General features: G+C 71.0%; 19 protein-coding genes and 1 pseudogene. 4 read left to right on the forward strand and 16 right to left on the reverse strand.

The window, feature by feature from the left end; genetic code table 11:
• Positions 1 to 16 precede the first annotated feature (16 nt).
• Together rpsI and rplM are read right to left on the reverse strand one after the other, a co-directional pair.
• A complete protein-coding gene (gene rpsI, locus CRYAR_RS36765) occupies positions 17 to 424 on the reverse strand; it encodes a 30S ribosomal protein S9 (RefSeq protein WP_035857787.1) in 408 nt (135 codons plus the stop codon).
• 38 nt (positions 425 to 462) lie between these two features.
• The gene (gene rplM / locus CRYAR_RS36770) at positions 463 to 906 is read right to left on the reverse strand and encodes a 50S ribosomal protein L13 (protein ID WP_035857788.1); all 444 of its coding nucleotides are present in this window, start codon (positions 904 to 906) and stop codon (positions 463 to 465) included.
• A gap of 226 nt (positions 907 to 1,132) precedes the next feature.
• On the opposite strand from rplM, the gene CRYAR_RS36775 reads away from it, so the two are divergent.
• Positions 1,133 to 2,995 (forward strand): flagellar basal body-associated FliL family protein, encoded by a 1,863-nt coding sequence (locus CRYAR_RS36775; RefSeq protein ID WP_035857789.1) that lies wholly within the window; start codon positions 1,133 to 1,135, stop codon positions 2,993 to 2,995.
• On the opposite strand, the gene CRYAR_RS36780 is transcribed toward CRYAR_RS36775, so the two are convergent.
• Both CRYAR_RS36780 and CRYAR_RS44130 read right to left on the reverse strand, forming a co-directional pair.
• On the reverse strand, positions 2,992 to 3,636 hold the full coding sequence (locus CRYAR_RS36780) for a response regulator (protein ID WP_035857790.1): 645 nt from the start codon (positions 3,634 to 3,636) through the stop codon (positions 2,992 to 2,994). The genes CRYAR_RS36775 and CRYAR_RS36780 overlap by 4 nt on opposite strands.
• The gene (locus tag CRYAR_RS44130) at positions 3,633 to 4,793 is read right to left on the reverse strand and encodes a sensor histidine kinase (protein WP_157018341.1); all 1,161 of its coding nucleotides are present in this window, start codon (positions 4,791 to 4,793) and stop codon (positions 3,633 to 3,635) included. The genes CRYAR_RS36780 and CRYAR_RS44130 overlap by 4 nt, the downstream gene beginning before the upstream one ends.
• A 100-nt stretch (positions 4,794 to 4,893) precedes the next feature.
• On the opposite strand from CRYAR_RS44130, the pseudogene CRYAR_RS36790 reads away from it, so the two are divergent.
• Together CRYAR_RS36790 and CRYAR_RS36795 are read left to right on the forward strand one after the other, a co-directional pair.
• Positions 4,894 to 5,538, forward strand: a pseudogene (locus tag CRYAR_RS36790) (ATP-binding cassette domain-containing protein); the annotation flags it as partial.
• A gap of 56 nt (positions 5,539 to 5,594) precedes the next feature.
• Positions 5,595 to 6,323 (forward strand): ABC transporter permease, encoded by a 729-nt coding sequence (locus tag CRYAR_RS36795; protein ID WP_035857792.1) that lies wholly within the window; start codon positions 5,595 to 5,597, stop codon positions 6,321 to 6,323.
• Here CRYAR_RS36795 and CRYAR_RS51055 read toward each other — a convergent pair.
• On the reverse strand, positions 6,320 to 7,939 hold the full coding sequence (locus tag CRYAR_RS51055) for an ATP-binding cassette domain-containing protein (RefSeq protein WP_035857793.1): 1,620 nt from the start codon (positions 7,937 to 7,939) through the stop codon (positions 6,320 to 6,322). The two genes, CRYAR_RS36795 and CRYAR_RS51055, sit on opposite strands and share 4 nt — an antisense overlap.
• A 62-nt stretch (positions 7,940 to 8,001) precedes the next feature.
• Between CRYAR_RS51055 and pgm the strand changes: the two genes are divergently transcribed.
• Positions 8,002 to 9,645 (forward strand): phosphoglucomutase (alpha-D-glucose-1,6-bisphosphate-dependent), encoded by a 1,644-nt coding sequence (pgm, locus tag CRYAR_RS36805; protein WP_035857794.1) that lies wholly within the window; start codon positions 8,002 to 8,004, stop codon positions 9,643 to 9,645.
• Here the strand turns inward: pgm and CRYAR_RS36810 are convergent.
• The 11 genes from CRYAR_RS36810 to map form a co-directional block, all read right to left on the reverse strand.
• The gene (locus CRYAR_RS36810; protein WP_157018343.1) at positions 9,635 to 10,861 is read right to left on the reverse strand and encodes a hypothetical protein; all 1,227 of its coding nucleotides are present in this window, start codon (positions 10,859 to 10,861) and stop codon (positions 9,635 to 9,637) included. The genes pgm and CRYAR_RS36810 overlap by 11 nt on opposite strands.
• Before the next feature lie 11 nt (positions 10,862 to 10,872).
• On the reverse strand, positions 10,873 to 11,736 hold the full coding sequence (truA, locus tag CRYAR_RS36815) for a tRNA pseudouridine(38-40) synthase TruA (RefSeq protein ID WP_211248057.1): 864 nt from the start codon (positions 11,734 to 11,736) through the stop codon (positions 10,873 to 10,875).
• Positions 11,737 to 11,738: 2 nt separating this feature from the next.
• Entirely contained in the window at positions 11,739 to 12,374 is a 636-nt protein-coding gene (gene rplQ / locus CRYAR_RS51060) for a 50S ribosomal protein L17 (RefSeq protein WP_035857797.1), read from the reverse strand.
• A 69-nt stretch (positions 12,375 to 12,443) separates the two neighbouring features.
• On the reverse strand, positions 12,444 to 13,466 hold the full coding sequence (locus CRYAR_RS36825; protein ID WP_035857798.1) for a DNA-directed RNA polymerase subunit alpha: 1,023 nt from the start codon (positions 13,464 to 13,466) through the stop codon (positions 12,444 to 12,446).
• Positions 13,467 to 13,566: 100 nt separating this feature from the next.
• Positions 13,567 to 14,193: a 30S ribosomal protein S4 gene (rpsD, locus tag CRYAR_RS36830; RefSeq protein WP_035857799.1), complete on the reverse strand. Its 627-nt coding sequence runs from the start codon at positions 14,191 to 14,193 to the stop codon at positions 13,567 to 13,569.
• Between the two features lie 32 nt (positions 14,194 to 14,225).
• Entirely contained in the window at positions 14,226 to 14,630 is a 405-nt protein-coding gene (gene rpsK / locus CRYAR_RS36835) for a 30S ribosomal protein S11 (protein ID WP_035857800.1), read from the reverse strand.
• Between the two features lie 51 nt (positions 14,631 to 14,681).
• Positions 14,682 to 15,062: a 30S ribosomal protein S13 gene (rpsM, locus tag CRYAR_RS36840; protein WP_035857801.1), complete on the reverse strand. Its 381-nt coding sequence runs from the start codon at positions 15,060 to 15,062 to the stop codon at positions 14,682 to 14,684.
• A 172-nt stretch (positions 15,063 to 15,234) separates the two neighbouring features.
• A complete protein-coding gene (gene rpmJ / locus CRYAR_RS36845) occupies positions 15,235 to 15,348 on the reverse strand; it encodes a 50S ribosomal protein L36 (RefSeq protein WP_035857802.1) in 114 nt (37 codons plus the stop codon).
• Between the two features lie 61 nt (positions 15,349 to 15,409).
• Positions 15,410 to 15,631 carry a translation initiation factor IF-1 gene (infA, locus tag CRYAR_RS36850; protein WP_035857803.1) on the reverse strand — a complete coding sequence of 74 codons (222 nt, stop codon included), beginning with the start codon at positions 15,629 to 15,631 and terminating at the stop codon, positions 15,410 to 15,412.
• Positions 15,632 to 15,799: 168 nt separating this feature from the next.
• Positions 15,800 to 16,240 (reverse strand): DUF1707 SHOCT-like domain-containing protein, encoded by a 441-nt coding sequence (locus tag CRYAR_RS36855; protein ID WP_035857804.1) that lies wholly within the window; start codon positions 16,238 to 16,240, stop codon positions 15,800 to 15,802.
• 23 nt (positions 16,241 to 16,263) lie between these two features.
• A complete protein-coding gene (gene map, locus CRYAR_RS36860; protein ID WP_035857805.1) occupies positions 16,264 to 17,085 on the reverse strand; it encodes a type I methionyl aminopeptidase in 822 nt (273 codons plus the stop codon).
• Positions 17,086 to 17,100 lie beyond the last annotated feature (15 nt).

The raw sequence follows: 17,100 nt of genomic DNA on the forward strand, positions 1-17,100 counted from the left end.
GTCGAACCTCGCTGAATCAGCGCTTGCTGTACTGGGGCGCCTTGCGCGCCTTCTTCAGACCGTACTTCTTCCGCTCCTTGACCCGGGGGTCACGGGTGAGGAAGCCGGCCTTCTTCAGCGCCGGGCGGTCGTCGGGCTCGACGGTGATCAGCGCACGCGCGATCGCGAGCCGGAGCGCACCGGCCTGACCGGTGATGCCGCCGCCACGCAGGCTCGCGATGACGTCGTACTGCTCGGCCTTCTCGAGGGTCACGAACGGCTCACGGATGAGCTGCTGGTGCACCTTGTTCGGGAAGTACTCCTCGATGGTGCGGCCGTTCAGCTTGAACTGGCCGGTGCCCGGCACGAGCCGGACCCGGACGATGGCCTCCTTGCGGCGGCCGACCGTCTGGATCGGCTTCTCCGCGACGACAGGGATGGTCACGCTAAAAGTCTCCTACTGCTGGCTGCGATGTCGCGGATTTACTGGGCGACCTGGTTGATCTCGAACGGCGTCGGCTTCTGAGCGCTGTGCGGGTGCTCCGGGCCGGCGTAGACCTTGAGCTTGCTCAGCAGCTGGCGACCGAGCTTGTTCTTCGGAAGCATGCCGCGGACCGCGAGCTCGATGGCCCGCTCCGGCCGCGTCTCCAGCAGCTCGTTGTAACCGACGCGCTTGAGGCCGCCCGGGTAACCGGAGTGCCGGTAGGCGACCTTCGTCTCACGCTTGTTACCGGTCAGGGCAACCTTGGACGCGTTGACGACGATGACGAAGTCACCGGTGTCGACGTGGGGCGCGAAGATCGGCTTGTGCTTGCCGCGCAGCAGCTGCGCTACGTGGGTCGCGAGCCGTCCGAGGACGACGTCGTTCGCGTCGATGACGTGCCACTGACGCTGGACGTCTCCGGCCTTCGGGCTAAACGTACGCACGGGTCTACCTTGTCTCGTCAGTTCTCGGGTCCGCTGGCCGCTCACCGGCGGTTGAGCGCGCAATTGATCCGGGCGAGTCAACCCCGCGGAAGCATGAAGCGCGCAACAGCAGCCAAGGATACCCGGCAAATTCGAGCATGGTCAAAAGCGGCGCCCCGGGCCGTGTGATAGGCGGCCTGGGGAATGCGACGCACGGGTGCTGCGGAGGGTAAGTAGGCTCGGCGGCATGACCACGCCGCCTCCGGGCCACCCGGGTTGGGACAGCCCACCCCACGGTCGGCCCGGTGCCGACGAGCCCGACCCCGCGAACCAGCCGCCGTCGGGTGATCTGCCGTACCAGTACGGGGGTCAGCAGCCGGGTTACCCGCCGCAGCAGGCAGGTTACCCGCCGCAGGACTACCCCGAACAGGAGCGCAGCTGGTTCGAGCCGTCGCCCAAGGGGCCGGGGCACCAGGAGGGCCCGTCGGGCCAGCACGCGACGCCGCCGCAGCAGCCCGACCCGCAGGCATATGGCGGCTACCCCGACCAGCAGGGTGGTTATCAGGGGTACCAGGAGCAGCAGGGCTATCCCGACCAGCAGGGTTACCCGGCGCAGCAGGCTCCGTACGCCGAGCAGCAGTACACCGATCAGCAGTACGACGACCCCCGTCAGCACAGCGACGCCCACTACGGCGGCCAGCAGCAGTACGGCGGCGCCCAGCAGTACAGCGGCCAGCAGCAGTACGGAGAGCAACCGCAGTACGGCGGTGGCCCGCAGCAGCCGTACGACGGGCAGCAGTACGAGGGGCAGCAGTACGGGGGCCAGCAGCCGTACGGCGCCCAGCAGCAGTACGAGAACCCGCAGTACGGCGAGCAGCAGCAGTACGGCGGTGGGCAACCGCAATACGGCGAGCAGCAACAGTACGGGGAGCAGCAGCAGTACGGCGGCCAGCAGTACGGCGACCCGCGGTACGACGACTCCACCCAGCAGTACGGCGCCGACCCGCGCTTCCAGAACGACCCGCGCTACGCGGACACCCAGTACGGCGCCGCGCCGGCGAACGCCCAGCCGAGCGCACCCCCGTACGACACCGGCGCCCCGTACGGCGGCGCACCCCAGAGCGCCCCGCCCTACGGCGGCGCACCCCAGAGCGGCGCACCCCAGAGCGGCCCGCCCTACGGCGGCCCACCGCAGAGCGGCCCCCCGTACGGCGGGGCGCCTTCGAGCGGCGCACCGGCGGCCTACCCGCCGCTGGAAGGCCCCGGCGGTGACCCGTACGGCTCCTCCTACGGGTACGGGAGCGATTTACCGGCCCGCGCGGAGGGTGACCGTTCGTCGTCCCTGAACCCCACCCGTCCCCGGCTCGACGAGCCGCCGGCGGAGGAGAACGGTGGTCGCGGCAAGCTGATCGCGATCATCGCCGGCGCGGCCGTACTGGTACTCGTACTGGTCGGCATCGGCGGCTTCCTGTTCTTCCGGGACGACGACTCGACCGACAAGGCGGCCGCCCCGAAGCCCTCCGCGTCCAGCGATACCCCGTCCCCGAGCGAGCCCGCGAGTGCGAGCCCGTCCACGTCGGCGAGCGGCGGCGGCGACAAGCTCGCCTCCCGCGAGACCGACCCGGCGCCGCTCGAGCTCACGGCCATCAGCCTGCCCAAGTACACGCTCTCCACCAGCGGCAGCTACAACCGCACCGGCCAGGACAAGGCCGCCGACTGCGGCAAGTCCGTCGACGGCGGAGCGGTCGCGCTGGTGAAGAAGCTGAAGTGCTCCGAGGTGACGAGCGTCACCGCGGTGAACACCACGACGAGCTGCGCGGTCACGTTCGGCGCGCTGAACTTCCCGGACGCCGCGACCGCCGCCCAGGCCGAGACCGCGATCAAGGGCAGCACCGCGGGCAGCTTCGTCCCGCGCCGGCACAACGTCGCGGCCGAGGGGCAGTCGGGCAAGAAGGACTGGTGGTTCTACCGCAAGGCGTACGGCCACTGGCTGGTGTTCTCCAGCGGCGCGTACACCTCGGGCAAGAAGGCCGAGAAGGACCCGGTCATCGACACCTGCTCCCAGGACTTCCTCTACTACGTGATCGACGCCCTGGACAAACGCCGCTAACGCGAATCACGCACGATCAGCGCGATCTGCACCCGGTTCTCGCAGCCGAGCTTGGTCAGCACCCGGCTGACGTACGTCTTCACGGTCGCCTCGCTGGTGTGGAGGCGCTCGCCGATGCGTGCGTTCGAGAGCCCGTCGGCGACCAGTCCGGCGACGTCACGCTCCCGCGGGGTGAGTACCGACAGGCGGGCCCGAGCGGCCGGCCGCGCTCCCGGGTCCGCGGGCGCGACCTGCTCGAGCACGATCCGGGCGGCCGACGGAGACAGGTACGCCTCACCCGCGTGCACGGCCCGCACCGCGGCGGTCAACTCGGCCGGCGAGCAGTTCTTGAGCAGGAACCCCGCCGCGCGGTTGCGCACGGCCCTGAGCACGTTCGGCTCCGCGCCGAACGACGTCAGCACGACGACCTGCACCGCGAGGTCGCGTCGGCGCAGTTCCTCGACGACCCCCAGGCCGTCCAACCCGGGCATCCGGATGTCGACGAGCACGACGTCGACGCCCGGCGCACCGGCCCGCTCGACGGCGGCTCGCCCGTCGGCCACCTCGGCCACGACCGTGAGGTCGTCGGTCGACTCCAGCACGGCGCGGATGCCGGCCCTGATCAGCGGCTCGTCGTCGGCGATCAGCACCCGGATCGTCATCCGGCGCCGACCAGCATCGCGGCCGGCAGCACCCCGAACAACAACACCGCGGTCGTCGCGCCGAGCAGAGCCGCCCGGCGGCCGGTCGACGGTCCCGCGTCCTGGGCCTCGGTGGGAAGCAGCACGCTGAGCCGAGCCTCACCGCCCACGCAGCGAAGCTCCGCGAACCCACCCAACGCCTCGACGCGCTCACGCATCCCGGCGACACCGTGGCCACCGCCGGACGCCGTGACGCCGTCGACGGGGTTCACGATCGTGAGCAGAAGCGCGTCCGACTCCCAGTCGAGCGTCACCGTCACCGGGCGGCCCGGCGCGTGCTTCCCGGCGTTGGTGAGCCCTTCCTCCACCACCCGGTAGGCCGCGCGATCCGCGTCCGGGCCCAACCGGCCCACCGGCCCGCTGCGCGAGAGGCTGGCGGCCAGGCCGGCCCGGACGTACCCCTCGACCAGTGCGTCGAGGCCGTCGAGCCCCGGAGCGTCGAGGTCGTCGCCGTGCCGGAGCGCGCCGACGACCTCGTGCAGCTCGCCGAGCGCGTCCCGGGCCGATTCGGCGAGCCGGGTGATCGCCTGCCGCTGCCCGACCGGCAGGTCGCCGGCCTCCAGCGCCGCCGCCTGGATCGACACCAGGCCGAGCCGGTGTCCGAGCGCGTCGTGCATGTCGCGCGCGATGCGCAGCCGCTCCCGGAGCCGTTCCCGTTCGGCCGACAGTTCCCGGGCCCGGCGGAGCTCCCGGTTGCGCTCGCGCAGCGCCGCGAGGAGGTCCGCGTGCTGGCGCAGGTACCGGCCGGCGACCACCGGCAGCACCACGAAGACGAGGTAAGGCGTGATCGCCCGCAGCGACGGCTCGGTGAGCGCCACCACGACCGGGACGCCGAGGCCCCCGACGGCCGCCACCGCGGTCAGCGGCGATCGCCCGTGCCGCCCCGCCCGGAACGCCGTCCACAGCAGCAGGACGTACGCCGAGCCGGTGACGCTCGCGAGAACCACGGCGACGACGAACGCGACCGTCGGCCACCGGCCCGCGGCGAGGATCGCCGCTCCGGCCACGACCACGTGTACGGCCGCGCCGAGGGCGGACGAGTGGACCGCGGGGATCGTCAGCAGCTCACCGGCGAATGCGGCCGACGGCAGGAGGGCGGCGGCGACGCGATGTCCCATGACCAGCAGGCTACGAGCCGGCGTCACCGCCTACTTTCGTTTCCGCCGGGTGCGACTTTCGCGAGCTGACGCGCCCGCTCGGCGTCCTTAGCGTCGAGACGTGCTCGAACTGCGCAACCTCTCCAAACGCTACGGGCGGACGCCGGCCGTCGTCGACGTCACGTGCACCGTCCGGCCCGGGCGGGTGACCGGCTTCCTCGGGCCCAACGGTGCGGGCAAGTCGACGACGCTACGCATGCTCCTGGGCCTCGACCGACCGTCCGGAGGTGAAGCCCTCGTGGACGGCGTGCGTTACCGGGATCTCACGCACCCGCTCCGAAGGGTCGGCGCGCTGCTGGAAGGTACCGCCGCGAACGGCGGACGCCGCGCGTACCACCACCTGCTCTGGCTCGCCCGGTCCAACCGGATCCCGCCCGCCCGGGTCGACGAGGTGCTCCGGCAGGTCGATCTGGACGACGTCGGGCGCCGCCGGACACGCGGCTTCTCACTCGGCATGGCGCAGCGGCTCGGTATCGCGGCAGCGTTGCTCGGCGACCCGCCGGTGCTGGTGTTCGACGAGCCCACCAACGGGCTGGACCCGGCCGGCGTCCGCTGGCTGCGCGGGACGTTGCGGGCGTTCGCCGCCGAGGGCCGCACCGTGCTGGTCTCCAGCCACCTGATCAGCGAGATGGCGCTGACCGCCGACCATCTCCTGGTGCTGGCCCGCGGACGGCTGCTCGCGGACACCCCGCTGGACGAGTTCGTCGGCGGCGACGGCGACCTCGAGAGCGCGTTTCTCCGGCTCGTGGAACGCGGGGCCGGATGAGCGCCGTCCGCGCCGAGCTGATCAAGCTCCGGACCGTGCGATCGACGGCGATCACGTTCGCTCTGGCCGTCGCCGTGTCCGCCGGGTCGGGCGCGCTGCTCGGAGCGGCCTTCCGGGGCCGGGCCGTCGCCGACGTCGATCCGCTGTTCACCGCGTTCTACGGCCTGACGATCGCCCAGATCCCGCTCGTGGTCTTCGCGGTGCTGGCGGTCGGCGAGGAGTACCGGTCCGGTCTGATCCGGGTGTCGCTGGCCGCGGTCCCCCGGCGCGGACGGTTCGTCGCCGCCAAGATCGGAGCGGTCCTCGGGTTCCTGGCGCCGGGCGCCGCGGTGGTCGTCGCCGTGGCGTTCGTGGCGGCGCGAGCCGCGCCCGGCGGGCCGGGAGCGGCACCGGCGATCCTCGGCGCCTGGCTCTACCTGGTCCTGATCAGCCTGTTCGCGCTCGGCTTCGCGATGCTGGTGCGCAGCCCGGTCGTCGCGCTCGGCGTGCTGCTGCCGCTCCTGTTCCTCGGATCGCAGGGCCTCGGGAACGTCCCGGCGATCAGCCGGGTCACGCAGTACCTGCCCGACCAGTTGGGCTGGGTGGCCATGCACCTCGCCGGGCCGCAGGACGACCCCCGCTGGGCCCGTGACTACGGCCCGTGGACCGGGCTCGCGCTGCTCGGCCTCTGGGCCGCCGCCGCGCTGATCAGCGGATGGGTCGCGGTCCGACGCCGGGACGCCTAACGCACGCGCTCGACGCGGCCGGAGTCCCACACCGGCTCGTCGGTCTCGCGGACCTCTCCGTCGGCGGCGAAGGACAGGAACCGGTCGAAGCTGCGCGCGAACCAGCGGTCGTGCGTCACGGCGAGCACGGTGCCGTCGAAGGCCGCCAGCCCGTCCTCGAGCGCCTCGGCCGACTGCACGTCCAGGTTGTCGGTCGGCTCGTCGAGCAGCAGCAGCGTGCACCCCGACAGTTCGAGCAGCAGCACCTGGAACCGGGCCTGCTGGCCGCCGGAGAGCGTCGCGAAGTCCTGGTCGGCCTGCGACTGCAGCCCGTACCGGCGCAGCGCGGAGATCGCACGGCCGCGGTCGAGGCCCCGCCGGGTGCCGGAACCGCGGCCGAGGATCTCCACCAGCGGCTTGCCGACCCACTCCGGGTGCTCGTGCGTCTGTGCGAACAGCCCGGCGACGACCCGGGCACCCAGCTTCCAGGACCCGCTGTGGATGACCGTGTCCCCGCCGAGCAACCGCAGGAAATGGCTCTTGCCGCTGCCGTTGGCCCCGAGGACCGCCACCCGCTCGCCGTAGTAGACCTCCAGGTCGAACGGCTTCATCAGCCCGCTCAGCTCCAGGCCGACGCACGTCACCGCCCGGACGCCGGTGCGCCCGCCGCCCAGCCGCATCTTCACGTTCTCGGTCACCGGGCGCTCCGGCGGCGGCCCGGCCTCCTCGAACTTCGCCAGCCGCGTCTGCATGGCGTGGTACTTGGCCGCCATCGCCTCGCTGTTCTTCGCCTGCTGCTGCAGCGTCCGGACGAGGTCCTTCAGCCGTTGGTGCTCCTCGTTCCACCGCTTGTGCAACTCGTCGAGCCGATCCAGGCGGGCGGTGCGGGCGTCGTGGTAGCTGGTGAAGCCGCCGCCGTGCACCCAGGCCGAGTGCGCCTCGAGCGTGACGACGTGGGTGGCCGTGCGGGCGAGCAACTCACGGTCGTGGCTGACGAAGAGCACGGTCTTCGGGGTCTCTACCAGCCGATCCTCCAGCCAGCGCTTGCCCGGCACGTCGAGGTAGTTGTCCGGCTCGTCGAGCAGCAGCACCTCTTCCTGGCCACGGAGCAGGGCCTCGAGCGCGAGCCGCTTCTGCTCGCCGCCGGAGAGCGTGCGCACCATCCGGTGCTGCGCCCGGTCGAACGGCACGCCGAGCGCGGCGACGGTCACCGTGTCCCACAGCACCTCGGCGTCGTACCCGCCGGCGTCACCCCAGCCGACGAGCGCGTCGGCGTAGCGCAGTTGGGTGGGCTCGTCCTCGCGCTCCATCATCGCGAGCTCAGCGGCCTCCAGCGCCTCGCCGGCGGCGCGCAACGGCGCCGGCGAGAGCCCGACGAGCAGGTCGCGCACTGTCGTCTGGTCACGCACCGAACCGATGAACTGGCGCATCACGCCGAGGCCACCGACCCGCACCACCGACCCGGCCTGCGGAGGGAGGTCGCCGGAGATCATCCGCAGCAGCGTCGTCTTGCCGGCGCCGTTCGCGCCGACGAGCGCGACGGTGGCGCCCTCCCCCACCCGGAACGACACGTCGCGGAACAATTCACGTCCGTCGGGCAGCGTGTGCCCGAGCCCCGATGCTTCTACGTAGCCCACGGGGGGAAGATTCTCCTCCGAAACCCGCTCGCCGGTCACCCCAGTTTTCTTAGGAGCGCACGATGTCGAACAATCCCCGCGCCGGACAGCCGGCCGAACCGTCCGACCTCGTCGATGTCGCCCACCTGATCACGGCGTACTACGCCGAACACCCCGACCCGGCCGCGATCGAGCAGCGGGTCGCGTTCGGCACGTCCGGGCACCGCGGTTCGAGCCTCAAGCGGGCCTTCAACGACGACCACATCGCCGCCACCAGCCAGGCGATCGTCGAGTACCGCGCCGATCAAGGCACCGACGGCCCGCTCTACCTGGGGCGCGACACGCACGCGCTGAGCGAGCCGGCCTGGACGACCGCGCTCGAGGTGTTCGCCGCCAACGGCGTCACCGTGCTGATCGACTCCCGGAACGGCTACACGCCCACGCCGGCGCTCTCGCACGCGATCCTGGCCTGGAACCGCGGGCGCACCCAGCACCTCGCCGACGGTGTCGTCGTGACGCCGTCGCACAACCCGCCCGACGAGGGTGGCTTCAAGTACAACCCCACGCACGGCGGCCCCGCCGACACCGACGCCACGAAATGGATCCAGGAGCGCGCGAACGAGCTGATCGCCGACGGGCTGCGCGGCATCAAGCGCGTGCCGCTCCAGCGCGCGCTGCAGGCCGACACCACGTCGAGGTACGACTACCTCGACAAGTACGTGAGCGACCTGCCGAACGTCGTCGACCTGGACGCGATCGCGGCCTCGGGCCTGCGGATCGGCGCCGACCCGCTCGGCGGCGCCAGCGTCGCCTACTGGGGCGAGATCGCCGATCGGTACAAGCTCGCGATGACCGTGGTGAACCCACTGGTCGAGGGCGACTTCCGGTTCATGACGCTGGACTGGGACGGCAAGATCCGGATGGACTGCTCTTCGCCGTCGGCAATGGCGTCGCTGATCAGCCGTCGCTCCGAGTACGACCTGGCCACCGGCAACGACGCCGACGCCGACCGGCACGGCATCGTGACGCCGGACGCCGGCCTGATGAACCCCAACCACTACCTCGCGACCGCGATCGAGTACCTCTACGCCCACCGCGAGGGGTGGCCGGCCGACGCCGCGATCGGCAAGACGCTGGTGTCCTCGTCGATGATCGACCGGGTCGCGGAGTCGCTGGGCCGGCGGCTGGTCGAGGTGCCGGTCGGGTTCAAGTGGTTCGTGCCGGGGCTGCTCGACGGCTCGGTGGCGTTCGGCGGCGAGGAGAGCGCCGGAGCGTCGTTCCTGCGCCGGGACGGCCGGGTGTGGACCACCGACAAGGACGGGCTCATCCTCGACCTGCTCGCCGCCGAGATCACCGCGGTGACCGGCAAGACGCCCAGCGTCCACTACGCGGCCCTGACGGAGCGGTTCGGTGCACCGGCCTACGCCCGCGTCGATGCGCCCGCTACGCGCGAGCAGAAGGCGCGGCTGGGCCGGCTCTCGCCCGAGCAGGTCACCGCGACCGAGCTGGCCGGGGAACCGATCGTCGCGAAGCTCACCGAGGCGCCCGGCAACGGCGCCGCGATCGGCGGGCTCAAGGTCGTCACCGGCTCCGGCTGGTTCGCCGCCCGCCCGTCGGGCACCGAGGACGTCTACAAGATCTACGCCGAGTCGTTCAAGGGCCCGGACGACCTCGCGCGCATCCAGGAAGAGGCACGCGAGGTCGTCGGCGCCGCTCTCAAGGGCTGACGTACGAGCGCATCTCCTCGTGGGAGTCCGGGAAGCCGTACTCCCCGAGGAGCATCGCGAAGTTGCCGAAACGGTTGCCGTCCCAGAGCCAGGGGCCCGGCGCGGCCGCCAGCACCTGGGCCAGGCGCTGCTGCCGGTCGTCGAGCTCACCGAACGGCGTGCCGTCGGCGATCGGGCCGTGCGGGCAGGCCAGGCGCAGCGCCTCACCGGCGATCGTCAGCGCGGGTGAGGCCTCGACCTGCGGTAACCGGGCGAGGAACGCGTTGAACGCGGCGACGTCGTGCTCGCGCCCCAGCTGCCGCAACGCGAGCGCTGCGTAACCGGCGAGGTCACCGTCGAGATACGGCATGCGGACGTCGGGCGCGCTGCCGCCGCCCGCCCAGTGCAGCAACTCGGGGGCGACGCGCGGGTCGGCACGGGGCCCGTCCAGCTTGGCGGCGGCCACGGCACCGGCCCACCGCACCACCGGCCGGGCGTCGACGAGCGCGCGGGCCGCCATGCGCTCGGCCCCGGCGGCGCCGAGCAACCCGGCGGCGACCACCGCCACCGCGGTCTCGGCCTCGTCACCGACCGCCGCGAGAGCGTCGAGCACCGCGAGCGAGAGCTCCGGCTCGGAGTCCGGGAACCACCCGAGCGTGTACGCGGCGATCAACGCGACGCCGTCGTCGGCCGGCAGCGCACCCAGCGGCGTCGCCCCGACCAGCACCCGGTCGCCCGCCGCGGCCTCGGCGACGGCCGCCGGCCGGACCGCGAGGCGCCGGAGCAGCGGCAGGCCGGCCGCGACGGCCTCGTAGGCCCGTTCCTCGGCCAGCGCGTCGACCTTGGCCTGATCGTCGATGCTGAGGCCGTCCCAGCCCTCGCGCAGGACGCGCGCCATCGCGTCCTCACCGCCGATCGACTCGACCCGCAGGTCCTCGATCGGGAGCGTCTCCGGGAGCCAGGCTTCGTCGCCGCCGATCGCGATCAGCGCGACGAGCTGCCCGATGAACGCCCGGTCCGGCACCGAGGGGTCGGCCAGCAGCTCGAGCAGCGGCGGCACCGCGTAGGCGCTGGCGGGGTACCGCGTGCCCTGGTGGACGATGCTGCTGAACAGGTCGCCGAGTGCCTGGTAGCGGACGTCGTCGTCGTCCGAACGCAGTGCGGCGATGGTGGAGGGAACGTCTTCGGCACTGCCGTAGGCGTGGGTGAGGCGGGACCAGTCGACCACGTCTGTCACACGGACATCTTCTATGCCAGCGTGCGGACCCGCCGCGTCAGGTCGATGCGTGCGGCGAGCTCCTCGTCGGGCGGGTACTCCACCGCGACGAGCGTCAGCCCGTGCGGCGGCGCCACGCCGACGTCGCTCGCCCGGTCGGTGCGGCTGAGCAGCGTCGCGGGCCACGAGGGCGGCCGGCGCCCCTCGCCCACCGCGAGCAGCGCGCCGATCAGGCTACGGACCATCGAGTGGCAGAACGCGTCCGCGGCCAGGTGGGCCTCCAGGACCCGCCCGGGGCCCTCGGCCGCCACGCTCCACCGGAACTCCTCCAGCGCCCGGATCGTCGTCGCACCCTCGCGGCGACGGCAGAACGCGGCGAAGTCGTGCTCACCCAGCAGACCGGCCGTGGCTTCGCGCAGCGCGTCCAGGTCCAGCGCACGTGGCCAGGCCAGCGTGTCGCGGCGTCGCAGCGGCTCCGCCCCCCAGGGGGCGTCGGTGACCCGGTAGAGGTACCGGCGACGCCGCGCGCCGAACCGCGCGTCGAACGCGGGGTGCGCGCGGGTGACGGCACGCAGCCGGACGTCGGCCGGGAGGACACCGGAGAGCCTGCGTACCAGCGACGGCCCGAGCGTCTCCCAGACCTCCTCGGGCAGGTCGCAGTGGGCCACCTGGCCGGCGGCGTGCACCCCGGCGTCGGTGCGCCCAGCCACCGTGAGGCTGACGTCGACGCGGGTCACCCGCACCAGCGCCTCGGTCAGCTCGCCCTGCACGGTGCGCCGGTCACGCTGGATCGCCCAGCCGGAGAAGTCGGTGCCGTCGTAACTCAGGTCCAGCCGGACGCGAACGAGCCCGCCGGTCCCGGCAGTACCGGGAACGACGGGCTCGTCTGCGGTCAGCGTCAGGCCTTCTCGGCGTCGTCGGCCTTGGCCTCGGCGGCCTCCGCCTTCGCCTCCGCGGCGTCAGCCTTGGCCTCGGCGGCCTCCGCCTTCGCCTCCGCGGCGTCAGCCTTGGCCTCAGCGGCCTCGACCTTGGCCTCGGTGGCGTCGTCCGACGTGTCGTCGGAGGCCGGGGCCTCGTCGGTACCGGTGTCGCCGGACAGTGCGGCGGCCTTGTCGTCCTTGGCGAACTTGGTGCCGCGGGCGCGCTCGGCCTCACCGACGGCGGTCTGCGCCACGGTCAGCGCCTCGACCAGCTCGATGATCGCCATCGGAGCGTTGTCACCCTTGCGGGGCTCGACCTTGACGATGCGGGTGTAACCGCCGGGGCGGTTGACGTACCGCGGGCCGATCTCGGCGAACAGGTGACCGACCACGTCCTTGTCCCGCACCAGGCTGAGCACCTGGCGACGGGCGTGCAGGTCTCCGCGCTTGGCGAAGGTGATCAGCCGCTCGGCGTACGGGCGAAGCCGCTTCGCCTTCGCTTCGGTGGTGGTGATCCGGCCGTGCTCGAACAGCGCCCGTGCCAGGTTCGACAGCAGGTGCTTCTCGTGCGCCGGGCTACCGCCGAGGCGGGGACCCTTGGTGGGCGTGGGCATCTTACTTGCTCCTCGGTTGGCCGCTCCGCGGCCGGATCCGTCTCTACGGACCCGGCCCCGGCCAGCGGGTTACAGCTGCTCGGTCTCGGCGTAGTCGGCGCCGTCGTAATCGGCGTCGGAGAAGGTGTCCACGACGTTCGCCGGGTCGAACCCGGGCGGCGAGTCCTTGAGCGCGAGACCCATCGTGGCCAGCTTCATCTTGACCTCGTCGATCGACTTCGCGCCGAAGTTGCGGATGTCGAGGAGGTCGGCCTCGCTGCGCGAGATGAGCTCACCCACGGAGTGGATGCCCTCACGCTTGAGGCAGTTGTAGGAACGGACCGTCAGGTCGAGCTCCTCGATCGGCAGCGCCAGGTCGGCCGCGAGCGCGGCGTCCTGCGGCGACGGGCCGATGTCGATGCCCTCGGCGGTCTCGTCCAGCTCGCGGGCGAGCCCGAACAGCTCGACCAGGGTCGAACCGGCCGAGGCGAGAGCCGTCCGCGGGGTGAGCGAGTTCTTCGTCTCGACGTCGATGATCAGCTTGTCGAAGTCGGTCCGCTGCTCGACACGGGTGGCCTCGACCGCGTACTTCACCTTCAGCACCGGGGAGTAGATCGAGTCGACCGGGATCCGGCCGATCTCCTGCCCGGGCTGCTTGTTCTGGACAGCCGAGACGTAACCACGGCCACGCTCGACGGTCAGCTCCATCTCGAGCCGGCCCTTCGCGTTGATCGTGGCGATGTGCAGGTCCGTGTTGTGCACGGTGACGCCCGCCGGCGGCGCGATGTCCGCGGCGGTGACCGTGCCCGGGCCCTGCTTGCGCAGGTACATCGTGACCGGCTCGTCGTTCTCGGAGCTGATCACGAGCTGCTTGATGTTGAGGATGAGCTCGGTGACGTCCTCCTTCACCCCCGGAACGGTGGTGAACTCGTGCAGGACGCCGTCGATCTTGATGCTGGTGACAGCGGCACCGGGGATCGAGGACAGCAGCGTGCGCCGGAGCGAGTTGCCCAGCGTGTAGCCGAATCCGGGCTCCAGCGGCTCGATGACGAACCGGGAACGGTGCTCGTTGACCTGCTCTTCGGTCAGCGCGGGGCGCTGGGTGATGAGCACTACTTACTCCTGTCGGTCAGGGCGTCCGCTATATGACGCCCGCCAAAAAACCCAACACAACCAATGGTACGGCCGACGCCGAGGCGCCGGCCGTCACCGATTACTTCGAGTAGAGCTCGACGATCAGCTGCTCCTGGACCGGCGTGTCGATGACCTGCCGGGCCGGGAGAGCGTGGACCAGGATCCGCATCTGGCTGGAGAGGACCTCGAGCCAGGCCGGGATACCCCGGGAACCGGCCTCGGCGCGCGCCACGACGAACGGCGTGAGCTCGCGGGACTTCTCCCGGATCTCGACGATGTCGTTCTCGCTGACGCGGTAGGACGGGATGTCGACCTTCACGCCGTTGACCAGCACGTGGCCGTGGCGGACGACCTGGCGCGCCATGTCACGCGACTTCGAGAAGCCGGCGCGGTACACGACGTTGTCCAGGCGGGACTCCAGGATCTGGAGCAGGATGTCGCCGGTCTTGCCCTGCTTGCGGTTCGCCTCGACGTAGTAGCCGCCGAACTGCTTCTCCAGAACGCCGTAGATGCGCTTGGCCTTCTGCTTCTCACGCAGCTGGAGCAGGTACTCGCTGTCCTTGGTGCGCCCGCGGCCGTGCTGGCCCGGCGGGTAGGGACGAACCTCGATCGGGCACTTCGGCGACTCGCACTTGCTGCCCTTGAGGAACAGCTTCATCTTCTCGCGCCGGCAGCGCCGGCAGTCAGCACCGGTGTAACGGGCCATTTCTCCTCAGTCTCCTATTACGTGGTGCTGAATCAGACGCGGCGGCGCTTGGGCGGGCGGCAGCCGTTGTGGGGCATCGGGGTGACGTCGGAGATCGAACCGACCTCGAGGCCGGTGGCCTGGAGCGAACGGATCGCGGTCTCGCGGCCGGAGCCCGGACCCTTCACGAAGACGTCGACCTTGCGCATGCCGTGCTCCTGCGCCTTGCGGGCCGCGTTCTCGGCGGCCATCTGCGCGGCGAACGGCGTCGACTTGCGCGAGCCCTTGAAGCCCACGTGGCCGGCGGACGCCCAACTGATCACGTTGCCCTGGGGGTCCGTGATCGACACGATCGTGTTGTTGAACGTGCTCTTGATGTGCGCGTGGCCGTGCGCAACGTTCTTCTTTTCCTTGCGCCGGACCTTCTTGACCCCGGCGCCACGGCTCTTCGGTGGCATTACTAAAAGTCTCCTCGAGAAAATGCGGTAGCTAGCTGGGCAGCGGGGCGGTTACTTCTTGCCCGGCTTCTTCTTGCCGGCCACGGTCTTGCGCGGGCCCTTACGGGTACGCGCGTTGGTGTGGGTGCGCTGTCCGCGCACTGGAAGGCCGCGGCGGTGCCGGATGCCCTGGTAGCAACCGATCTCGATCTTGCGCCGGATGTCGGCGGCAACCTCGCGGCGCAGGTCACCCTCGACCCTGAACTGACCCTCGATGTAGTCACGAAGGGTCACCAGGTCTTCGTCCGACAGGTCACGAACGCGGGTGTCCGGGTTGAGCCCGGTCGCCTTGATCGTTTCGAGCGAACGGGTCCGGCCGATACCGAAGATGTACGTGAGCGCGATCTCGAGCCGCTTTTCGCGGGGGAGGTCTACGCCGACGAGACGTGCCATGGGTGGGCGTACTCCTTCTGCTTGCGGAGGTCTGAGCGTTTCGAATTCCCGCCTGCCCGGGCGGGCCCCGGCCTCCGACCGGGGGTGGGACGCGTTACCGCGCCTCGAACGCTTTTTCGTGGTGCCGTACGAGAGTGCTTCACACCGCCCTGAGGAGAGGGCGACGGTGCTACTAGCCCTGGCGCTGCTTGTGGCGCAGGTTCTCGCAGATCACCATGACCCGGCCGTGGCGGCGGATCACCTTGCACTTGTCACAGATCGGCTTGACGCTCGGGTTGACCTTCACGGCTGTTCGCCATCTCCTAGAAAACGCCGCCAGCCGTGAGGGACCAGCGCGCTGCTGTCGATTACTTGTAGCGGTAGACGATGCGCCCACGGGACAGGTCGTAGGGCGAGAGCTCCACGACTACCCGGTCCTCGGGCAGGATGCGGATGTAGTGCTGCCGCATCTTCCCGGAGATGTGAGCCAGGACGAGGTGGCCGTTCTGCAGCTCCACGCGAAACATCGCGTTCGGCAGCGCCTCGACTACCCGGCCTTCGATTTCGATGGCCCCGTCTTTCTTGGGCATGTCCTCCGCAATCGTGACGTCGTTCCGGGCCCGCAGGCACCGGCGGTAAAACTCAAGTGAGGCACGTCAGGTCTTCAGCCGCGTCCCTCGCGCGCACGCGAGAAGAACAGACGCAACGCGCCAGCAATGAAGTCTACGTCGTCGACGACTGACCCGCCAAACCGGCCCTCAGTGACGCCGGCCCGTCAGCCGGTTGGCCAGGATGAACAGGCCCCAGATACCGAGCGGGAAGATCGGCCAGAAGAACACGAACTCGCCCCGGGTGACGCTCGTGATGGCCCAGATCCCGGTCAGGATGATGCCGATGCGCAACCAGGTGGCCTCGGAATCCCCCAGCCGGCGCTTACCCCGGACCGGCGCCTCGGCACCCGGCACCGGCGGCCGCGGCGTGTGCCCCGGCTGGGCCGGCAGGTCGGCGGTGAGCGGCACCAGCTCGGCCTCGGTCTTGGCCGCGTAGGCCAGCGCCGACCGCTCGTCGAACTCGGTCAGGTCGAGCCGCCCCTCGTCGAGGGCGGCTTTCAGACGGTCGACGACCGCCTGGCGCTCGGCGTCCCCGACACGCAGGGACGGCGGCCTCGACTCGGGAACGTCGGGTAAGGGCGCGGACATACCACCAGTGTCGCTCGCCGTGGCTACCCGCGCGACTGCTGCTTGGTGACCGCGTCACCGAGACGCGCGACACCGCCGTCGAGCGCGGTCAGCACCCACGGGCCGTCCTCGGTCAACACGAACGAGTGCTCGGTGTGCGCCGCCCGCGAACCGTCGACGGTCACGACCGTCCAGCCGTCCTCGAGCTCGACCGTGTCGGGATCGGCCATCGTGATCATCGGTTCGATCGCGAGCGCCATCCCGACGCGCAGCTTCGGGCCGCGACCGGGCTTGCCGTAGTTGAGCACGTGCGGGTCCTGGTGCATCTCGGTGCCGATGCCGTGGCCGCCGTAGTGCTTCACGATGCCGAACTTGCCGCCGGCCCGCACGGCCTTCTCCACCGCGTGGCTGATGTCGGTCAGGCGGCCGCCGACGCGCGCGGCCGCGAAGCCCGCCCACATCGCGTCCTCGCAGACCTTCGCCATCTCCAGGTAGGCGGGATCCACCGTGCCGACGCCCACCGTGATGGCCGAGTCGCCGTGCCAGCCGTCGACGATCGCGCCGCAGTCGATCGAGATCAGGTCGCCGTCCTCCAGGACCTGACCCTCGCTCGGGATGCCGTGGACGACCTGGTCGTTCACCGACGCGCAGATCGACGCCGGGAAGCCGTGGTAGCCCTTGAACGACGGGATCCCACCCAGCGACCGGATCGACTCCTCGGCGATCGCGTCGAGCGCACCCGTCGACACGCCGGGGGCCACCGCCTCACGCAGCCGCTCCAGCGTCTTGCCGACCACCAGGCCGGCCTCGCGCATCAAGAGGATGTCGGCCGGTGACTTGAGCTGGATCTCCTGCGTCCTGAACACACTTGCGACAGTAGC

Source organism: Cryptosporangium arvum DSM 44712 (assembly GCF_000585375.1).
In the GTDB taxonomy this organism is placed as follows: Bacteria; Actinomycetota; Actinomycetes; order Mycobacteriales; family Cryptosporangiaceae; genus Cryptosporangium; species Cryptosporangium arvum.